Source organism: Carbonicoccus niuqiaonis (assembly GCF_050157065.1).
GTDB lineage: Bacteria > Actinomycetota > Actinomycetes > Propionibacteriales > Propionibacteriaceae > Avipropionibacterium.
Genome location: NZ_CP189573.1, coordinates 3,355,272 through 3,368,584, shown reverse-complemented (window position 1 = coordinate 3,368,584; position 13,313 = coordinate 3,355,272). Strand labels below are relative to the sequence as shown.

Annotated in this window: 11 protein-coding genes and 1 tRNA gene; 9 read left to right on the top strand and 3 right to left on the bottom strand. The window is 69.2% G+C overall.

The features are described from left to right. Nucleotides 1-21 precede the first annotated feature (21 nt). The 6 genes from ACQBAU_RS15430 (at nt 22) to ACQBAU_RS15405 (ending at nt 5,018) form a co-directional block, all read left to right on the top strand. Nucleotides 22-94, top strand: a tRNA-Trp gene (locus ACQBAU_RS15430). Nucleotides 95-181: 87 nt separating this feature from the next. Further along, nucleotides 182-754, top strand: coding sequence for a preprotein translocase subunit SecE (secE, locus tag ACQBAU_RS15425; protein WP_465256124.1), 573 nt, complete (start codon nt 182-184; stop codon nt 752-754). Beyond that, on the top strand, nt 754-1,749 hold the full coding sequence (nusG, locus tag ACQBAU_RS15420) for a transcription termination/antitermination protein NusG (protein WP_465256123.1): 996 nt from the start codon (nt 754-756) through the stop codon (nt 1,747-1,749). The genes secE and nusG overlap by 1 nt, the downstream gene beginning before the upstream one ends. 67 nt (nt 1,750-1,816) lie before the next feature. Continuing rightward, a complete protein-coding gene (gene rplK, locus ACQBAU_RS15415) occupies nt 1,817-2,248 on the top strand; it encodes a 50S ribosomal protein L11 (protein ID WP_465256122.1) in 432 nt (143 codons plus the stop codon). A 152-nt stretch (nt 2,249-2,400) separates the two neighbouring features. After that, on the top strand, nt 2,401-3,102 hold the full coding sequence (gene rplA / locus ACQBAU_RS15410) for a 50S ribosomal protein L1 (RefSeq protein ID WP_465256121.1): 702 nt from the start codon (nt 2,401-2,403) through the stop codon (nt 3,100-3,102). 113 nt (nt 3,103-3,215) lie between these two features. Continuing rightward, nucleotides 3,216-5,018: an amylo-alpha-1,6-glucosidase gene (locus ACQBAU_RS15405; protein WP_465256120.1), complete on the top strand. Its 1,803-nt coding sequence runs from the start codon at nt 3,216-3,218 to the stop codon at nt 5,016-5,018. Nucleotides 5,019-5,756: 738 nt separating this feature from the next. Here the strand turns inward: ACQBAU_RS15405 and ACQBAU_RS15400 are convergent. Both ACQBAU_RS15400 and ACQBAU_RS15395 read right to left on the bottom strand, forming a co-directional pair. Beyond that, nucleotides 5,757-6,542: an NAD-dependent epimerase/dehydratase family protein gene (locus ACQBAU_RS15400; RefSeq protein WP_465256119.1), complete on the bottom strand. Its 786-nt coding sequence runs from the start codon at nt 6,540-6,542 to the stop codon at nt 5,757-5,759. A gap of 60 nt (nt 6,543-6,602) precedes the next feature. Further along, nucleotides 6,603-7,910: a sulfatase family protein gene (locus ACQBAU_RS15395; RefSeq protein WP_465256118.1), complete on the bottom strand. Its 1,308-nt coding sequence runs from the start codon at nt 7,908-7,910 to the stop codon at nt 6,603-6,605. Nucleotides 7,911-7,958: 48 nt separating this feature from the next. Between ACQBAU_RS15395 and ACQBAU_RS15390 the strand changes: the two genes are divergently transcribed. Then, on the top strand, nt 7,959-9,149 hold the full coding sequence (locus tag ACQBAU_RS15390; protein WP_465256117.1) for a winged helix DNA-binding domain-containing protein: 1,191 nt from the start codon (nt 7,959-7,961) through the stop codon (nt 9,147-9,149). 35 nt (nt 9,150-9,184) lie between these two features. Here the strand turns inward: ACQBAU_RS15390 and ACQBAU_RS15385 are convergent, their stop codons facing one another. Then, nucleotides 9,185-11,635 (bottom strand): polysaccharide lyase family 8 super-sandwich domain-containing protein, encoded by a 2,451-nt coding sequence (locus ACQBAU_RS15385; protein WP_465256116.1) that lies wholly within the window; start codon nt 11,633-11,635, stop codon nt 9,185-9,187. A 532-nt stretch (nt 11,636-12,167) separates the two neighbouring features. Here ACQBAU_RS15385 and rplJ point away from each other — a divergent pair. Beyond that, nucleotides 12,168-12,806: a 50S ribosomal protein L10 gene (gene rplJ / locus ACQBAU_RS15380; protein WP_434548177.1), complete on the top strand. Its 639-nt coding sequence runs from the start codon at nt 12,168-12,170 to the stop codon at nt 12,804-12,806. A 7-nt stretch (nt 12,807-12,813) separates the two neighbouring features. After that, nucleotides 12,814-13,209 (top strand): 50S ribosomal protein L7/L12, encoded by a 396-nt coding sequence (rplL, locus tag ACQBAU_RS15375; RefSeq protein WP_434548178.1) that lies wholly within the window; start codon nt 12,814-12,816, stop codon nt 13,207-13,209. The last annotated feature ends 104 nt before the right edge of the window (nt 13,210-13,313 follow it).

Sequence of the window (13,313 nt, the reverse complement as noted above, 5' to 3'; positions counted from 1 at the left end):
GAGGCCGGCCGGGGCCATCGAAGGGCAATAGCTCAACTGGTAGAGCATCGGTCTCCAAAACCGAAGGTTGGGGGTTCAAGTCCCTCTTGCCCTGCTGGACGCCCGCTGTGGCGGACCTGCGGTCACGGGCCCCGTGGCCGGACGACGGAAGCGGGACCACCGCTGGAGGACGAGGACGAACGTGGCAGACGAGATCGACAAGGAGCCGACCGACGAGTCGACTTCATCGACCGTCGGCAAGTCCTCGGACGGGCCCGAGGCTGACGTCACCGAGACCGACGCCGAGTTGGTGGATGACGATCTCGACGAGGATGACGATCTCGACGAGGACGACGATCTCGACGAGGACGACGATCTCGACGAGGACGACGATCTCGACGAGGACGACGATCTCGACGAGGACGACGATCTCGACGAAGATGATGACCTCGACGACGACTCCGACGCCAAGGCGGTGGCCACCACCCGGGCGCCGGCCAAGAAGTCGGCCGCGAAGAAGAAGTCGTCGGACAGGTCCGGCGGCAAGGGCAGAGCCACGCCGAAGCGACCCGGCAAGGTGCAGCGGCAGGAAGGCACCGGTCCGATCAAGTTCGTCGAGGAGTCGGTGGGCGAGCTGCGCAAGGTCGTCTACCCGACCGGCAGCCAGCTGCGGAACTACTTCGTCGTGGTCCTGGTGTTCGTGCTGTTCATCATCGGCGTCACGAGCGGCCTCGACCTGCTGTTCGGCAAGGCAGTCTTGACGGTGCTCGGCTGATGACAGGGCAGAACGAGACGCCCGACCCCAAGGACAACCCCGGAGAGAACGTGACAGACATTCCCGATCCCGACAGCACCGAGAACGCGCCCATCCGCGGCGACGACGAGGTGCCCCGTGATGACGTCGAGGTCGATCTGGGCAGTGCCGAGGACTTCACTGCGGCGGACGACGTCGAGCTCAACCTGGGTGACGACGAGACCGCCTCCGATGACGACGTCGAGGTCAACCTCGACTTCGGCGACGCCGAGGGCGGGTCCGACGAGGGCACCGAGTCCGAGCTGAACCTCGACTTCACCACCCAGGCCGAGGACGAGGCCGCCGAGGAAGCCGACGAGGCCGACGAGGAGGAGGCCGACTCGCTGGAGGCCGCGACGGAGAAGGCCTTGGCCGAGCTCCGTGCGGAGCTGGAGAGCAAGTTCGGCGACTGGTACGTCGTGCACACCTACTCCGGCATGGAGAACCGGGTGCAGCAGAACCTCGAGAACCGGGTGACCTCGCTCAACATGGAGGACTTCATCTTCGAGGTCCGGGTGCCCAGCGAAGAGGTCACCGAGCTCCGCAACGGCGTGAAGAAGAACGTTCGTCGTACGGTGCTGCCGGGCTACGTCCTGGTCCGGATGGACCTGACCGACGAGTCCTGGGCGACCGTGCGGCACACGCCGTCGGTCACCGGCTTCGTCGGCCATGCGAACCAGCCGATCCCGCTGAGCATCGACGAGGTGGAGAAGATGCTGGCCCCGGCCGTCGTCGCCGCCACCGCAGCCGAGAACGCCGCGAGCACCACCGCGACGAAGCCGCGCAAGAAGAAGCAGATCGAGGTGGCCGACTTCTCCGAAGGAGACTCGGTCATGGTCGTGGAAGGCCCGTTCGCGGGCGTCCACGCCACCATCACCGAGATGAATGCCAGCAGCCAACGGCTCAAGGCACTGGTGGAGATCCTCGGCCGGGAGACCCCGGTCGACCTGACCTTCAGCCAGATCCAGAAGATCTAGCGACCGAAGGTCAGCGGATCCCACAACTGAACATCCAGCACCAACCATTCACCCACAAGGAAATCCCATGCCTCCCAAGAAGAAGGTCGCGGCCCTGGTCAAGGTCGCACTGCAGGCCGGCTCCGCCACGCCTGCGCCGCCCGTCGGCACCGCGCTCGGTCCGCACGGCGTCAACATCATGGAGTTCTGCAAGGCGTACAACGCCGCGACCGAGTCACAGCGTGGCAACGTCGTGCCGGTCGAGATCACCATCTACGAAGACCGCAGCTTCGACTTCATCACCAAGACCCCGCCGGCCGCCGAGCTGATCAAGAAGGCCGCCGGGCTGAAGAAGGGCTCCGGTGTCCCGCACACCGACAAGGTCGGCAAGATCACCTCCGCCCAGGTGCGCGAGATCGCCACCACCAAGCTGCCCGACCTCAACGCCAACGACGTCGAGGCCGCGATGAAGATCGTGGCGGGCACCGCCCGTTCGATGGGTGTCACCGTCGAGGGCTGACCACCCGCGACCTGCAGCACAGCAACACAGCAACACAGCAACACAGCAACACCAACACGTAAGCAACACGTGACACGTAAGCGTGGGAGGGCCGGCGCGGCCCGCACCACAACTGGTGAGCCCGACCGGGCTCTTGACGAGAAGGAACCAGCATGGCGCGCAGCAAGGCCTACAAGGCCGCAGCAGAGAAGATCACCGAGGACAAGCTCTACACCCCCGCCGAGGCCGTCGCCCTGGCCAAGGACGGTGCCTCGGCCAAGTTCGACGAGACCGTCGACGTGTCGATGCGACTGGGCGTCGACCCCCGCAAGGCCGACCAGATGGTCCGCGGCACCGTCAACCTGCCCCACGGCACCGGCAAGACGTCCCGGGTGATCGTCTTCGCCACCGGTGACAAGGCCGAGGCGGCCCTGGCCGCCGGGGCCGACGAGGTCGGCGCCGATGACCTGCTGGAGAAGGTGCAGGGCGGTTGGCTCGACTTCGACGCCGTCGTCGCCACCCCGGACCAGATGGGCAAGGTCGGTCGACTGGGCCGTGTGCTGGGCCCGCGTGGCCTGATGCCGAACCCGAAGACCGGCACCGTCACGATGGACGTCGGCAAGGCCGTCTCCGACATCAAGGGCGGCAAGATCGAGTTCCGTGTCGACCGGCACGCCAACCTGCACTTCATCATCGGCAAGGCCTCGTTCTCTCCGGAGCAGTTGGAGCAGAACTACTTCGCCGCGATGGACGAGGTGCAGCGGCTCAAGCCGGCCAGCGCGAAGGGCAAGTACGTCCGCAAGATCGTGGTGTCCAGCACCATGGGCCCGGGCGTCCCGGTCGACCCGAACACCCTGGCGGCCGCCGGGGAGTGACCCGCAGGTCCCGTTCGTCACCTCACCCCGGATCCGGTTGGGTCCGGGGTGAGGTGCGTTCCGGGTCGCAAACTGCCCACGCTCGGCCACCTCAGTCCTGAGAGACTGCCGCCATGGTGCACGTACCGGGGACGCCGACGCCCAGCCCGCGACCGCAGGTCACCGCGACCGACCAGGAGGGGGCGGGGACACCGGACCTTCCCGCGGTGCCGCCCGTCGGCGCGTTGTTCGGCTCCTCGGGCTTCGACGGTCCGACCAGCAGTGCGAACGACCTGATCGGCCTGGTGTTCTGTCACCCGTCGACCGAGGCTGCCGACGAATCCGCGGTGACCGTCCGCGATGCTGCGGTGACCCCCCGAGACTCAACGGTGACCGGGGTTGACCTGGTGATCGGCCGGGCGCGCACCGCGACGGTCGGCATCCGGCTGCCCGAGCCGGCGCCGTGTCGGCTGGCGCTGAACGACACGTTGGTGATCGGCGACCTGGTCGTGGTCGCCGTTGATCACGAGCGGTGGGTGGTCGACCTGCCCGCTGGCGCCGTCCTGGACGTGCCGGAGCTGACCGGACCCGACGCGCCGGCCATCGCGGTCACCCGGAGCGCGACGGGAGCGCTGATCACCGCGCGGGGCCCCGCGACGTCGACAGACCTCGGTTCGCTCGATGGTGCGGGGGTGGCAGTGTTGGTCGGCGAGCGGTCCGAGACCGTACGGGATCTGGCCGACGCGGTCGTCGGGCCGGACTCGCCGCACCGTGAGCTGGCGGCGAAGTGCGTCTCGGTCATCCGGGTGAACACGCTGGCCGCCGGGGACGGGCGCGCCGGGGCGTGGACCACGCCCGACCGGCTGCCGCACCAGGACATGTGGCTGTGGGACACCGCGTTCCACTCCCTCGGGGTGAACCTCCTCGACCCGGTGTTGTCGGCGGAGACGATCCTGACCATGGTCGCGACGGCCAGGGCGGACGGGCTCATCCCGTTGTCGGTGCCGGTGCACGGTGAGGCGGAGTCCCTCACCCAGCCGCCGATCCTGGCGTGGGCGGTGCGGGAGAACGTGCTGTGCCAGGAGGCGACCGGTGGCGGCGACGGCGAACACCTGCTGCGCACGGTGCACGAGCCGTTGCGGCGGCACCTCGACTGGGTGCTGACCCACCGTTGCGATCCGGAGACCGGGCTCGGTCGGTGGCATCGTGGGGATGATCCGTTGTGTCGCTCGGGGGAGTCCGGGATGGACAACTCGCCGCGGTTCGACGAGCCGACCGGTGCCGACGTCGACCTGTCGGTGCATCTGGCGGAGGACCTCGAGGCGCTCGGCTGGATCTGCGAGCGGGTCGGGGACGCGGCCGGGTCGGACCTGGCCCGAGGCCGGGCCGCCGGCCTGCGTACGGCGGTGCACGAGTTGCTCTGGGACCCGGCGCAACAGTTCTACGTCGACCGTCGGCCGGACGGCGACTTCTCAACCGTACGGGCGATCTCGGGCTTCCTGCCCCTGCTGTTCCCCGACCTGCCGGGAGAGCGTCGCGACGCCCTGCTCGCCGCCCTCGCCGATCCAGACGACTTCGGCACGGCCTGCCCGGTGCCCAGTGTCAGCCGCCGTGATCCGGCGTTCTCGACCGACATGTGGCGCGGCCCGACGTGGGTCAACGTCAACCACCGGCTGATCGCCGGCCTGCAGCGGCAGGGTTGTGCGGGGGAGGCGGCGCGGCTCACCGCGTCGACGGTGGCGATGGTGGAACGGTGGTATCGGGTGTACGGGACGGTGTTCGAGTTCTACGACGCCGACGACCGTGTGCCGCCGGGCGACTGCGATCGCAAGGGGCCGCATCAGCGCGGCTATCACCCGGACCGGCGGATCGCGAACATCAGGGACTACCACTGGACGGCGGCGCTGACCCTGGACCTGCTGCGACGCGACCGCTGAGCGAGCGTTCGCGAATCACAGCTATCCACCAACCGGGAATGGTGTTGTCCGATTCACTCGGACCTGATTGGCTGGCCGGACCCAGGCCGAGTGAGGGCCGCCGAAGCGGTGGCCGCGGAGGGATCCCTGATGCCCGAGTTGACGCGTCGACCGTGGGCAGACCTGCCCTGGCCCGCCCGAGACCTGCGCCCCCGGGTCGTGGCGGGGCCGATTCCGCTGGCAGGGGCCCGCATCGTCCACCCGGACACAGCGGCCGGGGCACGGGCCGCGGGTCATCTGCGCGATGTCCTGGACGGTGCCGGCGTCGCCGAGGTCGTCGTGCACCCGGCGGGATGGTCGGACGGCTCGGGGCGCACCAGACTCCAGACTGACGGTCCCGGCACCCTGACCGCGGTCACCCCGGCGGAGATCCCGGCCGCCGAGTTCCCGACCGGCAGGAGTCGTCGTGGTCGGCCGCCGAGTCGATCGCGGCGACCACGATCCTGCTCGGCGGGCTGTCGGACAACCCGGAGATTGCTCGGCTGTACCACGCGGGGCTGTGCCCGGTGGACCACACCTTCCCGGGGGTCGGCGGACATCTGCTGCGCAGTCATCGGGACGTGTACGGCGACGGTGGGACCGGGCGTGGACATCGACCCGGCTGCGCTGACCGCAGTGGCTGGCTGAGTCCGGCACCACCCCACACCACCGACGTACGGCCGGTCCTCCAGTGAGGGCCGGTCGTTCGTCGTTCGAGGTTCAGGAGTTGGCCGGCCAGTCGCTCGGTGAGGGGGCACCACCGGGCACGACGGTCTCGGCCGTCGAGGTCCGGTCTGTCCACGCGTCCTTCGGGCGGTAGCCGAGCTCGACCATCGTGTTGGTGATGTCCCAACGCCGGTTGGGATTCGCGGACACCGCGTAGTAGACACCATGGGCCACGCCAGCCTCGATGGCACACCGAACGACCTGCTCGGTGTCGTCCTGGCTGAGCCACATGGCGTGCAGCAGCTCGACGTCGGTCACCATCGGGTCGGGTGCGACCCAGCCGATCCGCAGGGCGATGAAGTCGATGCCGTAGGCGTCGTGGTAGTAGCGCCCCATCGACTCGCCGAAGACCTTCGACACCCCGTACAGCGAGTCGGCACGCGGCAGCTGGCCGGCGGCGACCGGCCACTCCCGGTGCCGGTCGTACATCCCCATCGCATGGTTGGACGAGGCGTGGACGAAGCGGCGCACCTTCGCCTCCCGGGCGGCTTCGATGACATTGCGGAAGCCGATGATGTTGGCCTGCAGGACGGCGTCCCAGGACGACTCGGGTGAGGCGGCACCCGCCAGGTGGACCACCGTGTCGATGCCCTCCAACAGGGGGCGGACCGCGTCGTAGTCGGCGATGTCGGCCAGTTCGACCGGCGTGTCGGGGGCGTCGTCGGGTGGCGTGCGGCCGTGGCGGACCACGTCGTAGTCACCGTGGAGACGGTTGGCCAGGTCGGTGCCCACCTGACCGGTGGCCCCGGTGATCAGCACACGGCGTCGTGGGGAGGTCATGGTCCAATTGTGCTGCGCCGGTGAACCGGGCCGACGGCGGGGCGTCGGCGAGCGGGCCCTTCAGTAGGGCCGCGCGGTCCGGATCCGCCCGGTCGGGGTGACCAGCCGACCGATGATCTGGTCGTCGGCATGGGCGACACACCACTCGGCGAGTCGGGCACGCAGCCGTACCAGCGTGTCGTGGTGGCGCGACTCGATGGCCAGGTTGCGTTGCTCGCCGGGGTCGGCAGCAAGATCAACCAGTTGTTCGCGGTCATCACCCCAGCTGTAGACGGTGTACTTCCACCGCTGCTCGATGATGCTGCGACCGACGGTGGGGAAGCGATCGCGCGGGAACCGGGTCTGCACGATGACCGGATCGTTCGCCGGCGCTCCGGTCGACAAGTCCTGGCCCGGCAGGTCGACCGGCGGCTCGACCCCGACCAGGGCACAGGCGGTCGGCAACAGGTCGATGCCGACGTTGACGGGGACGTCGATCCGCGCGGCCGTGGTGCCCGGGACCATGATCAACAGTGGGACGCGGATCGACTCCTCGTACAGGGCGGTCTTCTGTGACCACTGGTGGGCGGCGTCGCCGTCACCGTGATCGGCGAGGAACACCACGGCGGTGTCGTCCGCGTGCGGCGAGGCCGCCAGCGCGTCGAGGATCCGGCCGACGTGGCCGTCGACGCGCTGCACCAGCTTGGCATAGGCGTGGCGGTAGGCCCGCCAGTCGTCGGGTCCCCAGTCGCCGGTGGCGTACACCGGCGCCGCCTCCTCGCGCTCGTGGCGCAGGCACTGCGGAGCGTACGGGGCGACGGCGTGGTTGACCGGCAGTGGTGGCCGGTCGGGTGCGGGGACGGGGTCGACGTCGCCGTACGGCATCGGCTGGCTGCGGGCGTACTCACAGATCGTGTGCGGATCGTCGAAGCTGACCGTCATCACGAACGGACGTTCGTCCGAGTCTCGGGTCGTCAACTGTTCGACCGCCCAGTCGGTCAGGCCATGATCACCGAAGTCGCGGACCCGGGCGAACCCGTCGGCGTGGTCGGCGCTGGGGTGGCAGGCATGCCACTTGCCACCCCACAAGGTCTCGAGGCCGGCTCGGGTGAAGTGGTGGCCCCACGAGTCGGGCTCGCGCCCGACGTGACGGCCGCCGCTGTTGTCGTTGCCGTTCACACCGAGCTCGTGGGGGTAGCGGCCGGTCGCGAAGCTGCTGCGAGCCGGTGTGCACAACGGAAAGCTGGTGTAGGCCCGGTCGTAGTGCAGGCTCCGCCCGGCGAGCGCGGACAGCGCCGGGGTGGTGAAGTGATCATGGGCCGTGCGGTCGAGGACATGGCCTCCCAGTTGGTCGGTCATGATCACCAGGAGGTTGCGTGCGGCTGCCATGGCGGCAGCCTAGTGACCGCGGGTCAAGGCGTCGGGCAAGCTGGGGTGATGCGGCACATCGATGACACCGAGCGACGGGCCAGGCTGGCCCGTCGCCATGCGCTGCACGCGGACCACCGGGTGGGCGACCCCGTGGCCGCGACCCGGGCGATGACGGTGCTGCACGCCACCGAGGCGGCAACGGTCCACCTGGCGGTGCACGCCCGCAGCGCCGGCACCACCGCGGCAGACGTCGATCACGCGCTGTACGCCGATCGCAGCCTGGTCAAGCTGTCCGCGATGCGCAGCACCCAGTTCGTGTTCCCCCGTGACCTGGCGTCGGCAGCGCTGGGCAGCGTCTCGGCCCGGGTGGCCGAGACGACCCGGCGGGTGGTGATCCGGGACGTGGAGCGGTTCGGTGTCGCCGACGACGGAGTTGCCTGGCTCGCGACCGCCCGTACCGCAGTGCTCGAGCGGCTGGCCGACGGTGAGCCCCGTTCGGCCAAGCAGTTGCGGGTCGAGGTGCCCGAGCTGGCCGGCCGGTTCGAGCTCGACCCCACCAAGAAGTGGGGCGGTTCGTTCCACCTCGCGCCCCGCGTGCTGACGGTGCTGGCGGCCGACGGCGAGATCGTCCGCGGGCCGAACGCCGGCCCGTGGAGCAGGAACAGCCCCACCTGGACCCTGCTGCCCTACTGGCTCGGCGAGGCCACTGAACCGTTGCCGACTCCCCAGGGGTACGCCGAACTCGTCCGCCGGTGGCTGGGAACCTTCGGGCCGGGCACCGAGGCCGACGTCGTGTGGTGGCTGGGCGCGACCAAGACCGCTGTCCGTACGGCGTTGGCCGACCTGGGCGCGGTGCAGGTGTCGCTCGACGGCGGCCTCACCGGCTGGGTGCTGCCCGACGACCTCGACCCGGTGCCGTCACCAGGACCATGGGCCGCCCTGCTGCCGACCCTCGACCCGACCACGATGGGCTGGCGGCAGCGGGACTTCTACCTCGATGCCGACGACGTCGGCCACCTGTTCGACAGCAACGGCAACGCCGGAAACACCGCATGGTGGAACGGTCGGATCGTCGGCGCGTGGGCGCAGCACGCGGACGGCACGGTCCAGGTGCTGGTCCGCGACGCCGCCGAGGTCCCGCCCGAAGGGCGTGCCGCCCTCGACGCCGAGGCCTCACGACTGACCGAGTGGCTCGACGGAACGGTGATCAGCAACCCGTACGCCTCCCGGCTGATGAAGGGTGAGCGGTTGCCCTGACGGGCGCCCGATGCTTGATCACCTCAGGTACGGCTTCACCACGTCAGTTCGACATGGTGCGACCGACCGTCGTGGTCAGCGGTGTCGACGGTCAGCGTGACCGTCGAGCCGTCGACGGTGACGTCCACGCTCGGGTCGGCGTACCGGATCGTCACTCCACGGCCGGGAGCGGAGAAGCTGAACTCGTACCGGTCCTGCTGCTGACTGGGCGCGCTCAGCCCGAGCTCGACCGATCGGGCGTCCCGACCGGCGGCACGGGCGATGGTGACACTGGTCTCCGACGGTGCGGTGAGCGCGTACCCGCCGCTGCTGACCGTCGCCGCAGCATGGAAGTTCGCGGCGACCACCACCCCGAGCCGGGGGCACCGTACGGCCTGCACCGTCGCGTCGTTCCTGATCACCTGCAGCCCCGGATCCGCGGCCAACTGCTCGGCCCGGGCCGGGGACGCCAGCGGCAGGTACAGGTAGCTGAAGTCGGCGCCGTCCGGCGACGGTCCGTGATCGAGCCAGATCGTGTGGAAGTCGTTGTGGTGCAGGGTGCTACTGCCACGATTCGGTGACAGGTCGGAGAACCGGCCCGATCTCGCCTCGTGCAGGAAGTGCACCGGGATCGGATCACCCAGCATCACGAGGCTGGCCGCACCCGGCACGGTGATCGACCGCACGTCGTCGCGGGTGTCCCGCCAACCAGCCGACTCGGCGCCCGACACCGGCCGCCCGTTGACGTGGAGCTGCTTCATCTCGTCCCGCTTCAGGGCGCGGTTCTCCAGGATCGTCTCGATCGGTGCCCCGCTGCCACCACGGATGTCGGCGCCGAGGTGGACGATCACGTCGTCGAGGAAGAACCACGACAGCTTGGCCGTCATGGTGGAGTCGCGGCTGCTCAACTGCTGCACCCACGAGGCGAAGCGTGGTCGTGCGTAGAACCCGTCGTCGAGCCGCTGCCCGCCGACCTGTGATCCGCCGACGAACGCGTGGTAGGTCGGGGCGGAGTTCTTCTCGTAGTCGAGGAACTGCGAGTCGACGGTGGTCCCCGCGTAACGGAACGGATCCAGCGTAGGGAAGTGGTTGAGGTACTGCCACTGGTCGCTGTCGAGGTGGAGGTAGCGGGCGGCGGAGCCCTGGTGCCAGCCCTTGATGTTCTCCCGCGACATCGTCTCGTAGCCCCGGGTGCGGCTGCTCGCGGTCGCCAGCGTGTAGCACCAGCCATCCCCGCGGGCCATGATCCGATCCATCTCGGGGAAAAGCTTCGGGCCCAGCTCCTCCGGCAGTCCGGTGATCTCGGACGTCAGCAATCGCTGTGCCAGCAGGGCTTCGGGGAAGGTGCGCTCGGTGAAGAAGTTCATCACCTCGGTGCGCTCGAGGTGCCCCTTCACCGAGCCGTGCCACAACGCCGCCTGCTCGGTCGGGGCACCTTCGGCCAACATCAGGATGCTGCCTATCATCCAGTCGCCCAGCAGGTTGCCGTTGCCGAGGTTCCGGCCCGAGACCGGGGGCAGGTTCTGCGCATTGTTCAACCAGGGCAGGAAACACCTGCCCACGGCCGTCCGCAGCGGATTGATCGTCGCCGGATCCAGGTCCCACCGGGTGCCGCCGAGGGATGCCACCAGGTAGCTCGACGCGGTGAGCAGGGCGCGGCCGTACGAGGCGGTGTAGGGGATGTTGTTGTGGGCGATGAACGAGCCGTCGAAGTAGAAGCCGTTGCCGGTGCCGGCGGTGTTCATCTCCAGTGCCGGGACCGCTCGGTCACTGGCGAGCTGGATCCGGTCGCCGTTGCGGGCGAGTGCCCCGGCCATGGTGGCGTTCTGGCAGATGAACAGCAGGTTGGAGCCGCTGGCGGCGGTGTGACGCGTGTCGCCCGGCGGGTACTGGAAGCCCGGGTCAGGGTTGAACTTGTGGACGGCCTCGGTGAGGTCGACCCGCAGGTCGTCGGGCAGTTCGGAGCGGATCAGCGTGGCCGCCTCGACGATGCCGCGGGGGCCACCGATCTCCCAGTGGTACCAGTTGCCGAACTCCTCCTGGTCGACGTTGTACTGCAGGTCGTGCAGGGTTCGCAGTCCGGCCACGACGGCCTCGGCGACGGTCGGGTCGTGATGGTGTGCGGTGCCCGGCGCCGCCCAGCCCTGGGCGAGTGACGACAGTTGCAGGGCGGTGGACTGGATCTCGAGCGAGTAGTCGAGGTCGGTGAGCGGGAGATCCGAGAACACCCGGTCGCGGTCCGGGCCGGGCACGATCATCCCGAGCAGCCGCTCGGTTCGTTCGTTCATTGCAGCGAGGGCGGTCTGGATGTCGGGGTGGCTGACGTCGGCATCCGCCGCGCCGGCGAGCAGCTCGGCATACCGGCCGAGGATGACGTCGAAGTCATCGGCGGCGCGGGCCGGGGTGGGGGAGAAGAGTGAGAAGGCCGAGGCGCCGACGACGGCTCCGGCTCCCAGCCCGAGGACCCCTCGTCGGGACAGTGAGGGCGTGGGGTGCGTTTCGGTCACGGCATGCCTCCGTTGGCAGTCGGGGAACCCCGCCCGGCTGGGGATGCTGCAGGCGGTTGCAGCCGAACGTAGCAGTGTGCGGCGAACTGGGACAAGGCTTTCACGACCCCGGCTGCGCTGCCTGGCACCACTTTCTCGCCGTGACACAGGTTCCTCGCCGTGACACAAGCTGCAGACGTCGGAAACGTATGTCACGACGAGAAACGTGTGTCACGACGAGGAACCTGTGTCATGGCGGACTCGGGTGGCGCCAACGCATGGATTTGGAGCACCTCGGCCCGGTCCCGTACGATGGTCGACGCCGAAGACCGCTGGTTGGCCGAGCACGCTCGACCCGAAGCCTCCGTACGGAGGGCCCGCGCAGGTGAACGACGAAGGCCGGGTGGCTGACCTCCCCGCCTGCCCCGTTTGCGCTGCGCACGGGGCCTTTTCCATTTCCGGAGCCTGACGGGCCCGAGTCCGCCTCACTGCCGAAGGCCGAACGGTCGGCCCGTACCTGCGGGTCGTCGAGACGGAAGTGGAAGGGAGATCCATGGCGAGCCCGGACAGAGTGGCCGTCGTCGCGGAGTTGAAGGACAAGTTCACCAACTCCAGTGGCGCCGTGCTGACCGAGTACCGCGGCCTCACCGTGACGGAGCTGCAGACGCTCCGCCGCGCACTGGGTGAGGACGCCACCTACGCCGTGTCGAAGAACACGCTGACCAAGATCGCTGCGAAGGAGGCGGGTGTCGAGGGTCTGGACGACCTCCTCACCGGCCCGACGGCGATCGCCTTCGTCGACGGTGACCCCGTCAACGTCGCGAAGGGACTGCGTGACTTCGCCAAGGACAATCCGCTTCTGGTGATCAAGGGTGGTGTGCTGGACGGAAAGGTCCTGACCACCGACGAGGTCAAGAAGCTGGCCGACCTCGAATCGCGCGAGGTCCTCCTCGCCAAGCTGGCCGGCGGCATGAAGGCTGCTCCGCAGCGCGCCGTGTCGTTGCTGGCTGCTCCGCTGTCGAAGGTCGCCCGAGGTCTGGGCGCCCTGCAGACCGCGGCGGCGGAGAACCCTGCCCTGATCGGTGGCCCCGGTGCCGCCGCCCAGGACCAGAAGTCGGAAGACAACACCGAGAACGAACCTGCAGCACCCGCTGCCGAGAACGACGCAGCGCCCGCTGCCGAGGAGAAGTGAGGAAGACATGGCAAAGCTGAGCACCGACGAGCTCCTTGACGCGTTCAAGGAGATGACCCTGATCGAGCTCTCCGAGTTCGTGAAGCAGTTCGAGGAGACCTTCGACGTCTCCGCCGCCGCCCCGGTGGCCGTGGCCGCCGCTGCGGGTGCCCCGGGCGCCCCGGGTGCTGCCGCCGAGGAGGACGCCGGTTCCGACGAGGTCGACGTGATCCTCGAGGCCGCCGGCGACAAGAAGATCCAGGTCATCAAGGAGGTGCGCACCCTCACCAGCCTCGGCCTGAAGGAGGCCAAGGACCTGGTCGAGGGCGCGCCGAAGCCGGTCCTGGAGAAGGTTGCCAAGGACGTGGCCGAGAAGGCCAAGGAGGCCCTGGAGAAGGCCGGCGCCAGCGTCACCGTCAAGTGACCTGAGCTCCGCCCACACCCGTTCGGACGGCGGGCACCCCCACCACGGGGTGCCCGCCGTTCGGCGTCCTCCGGGCTCCTGCCGCCCACGGCGGGCACGACCGG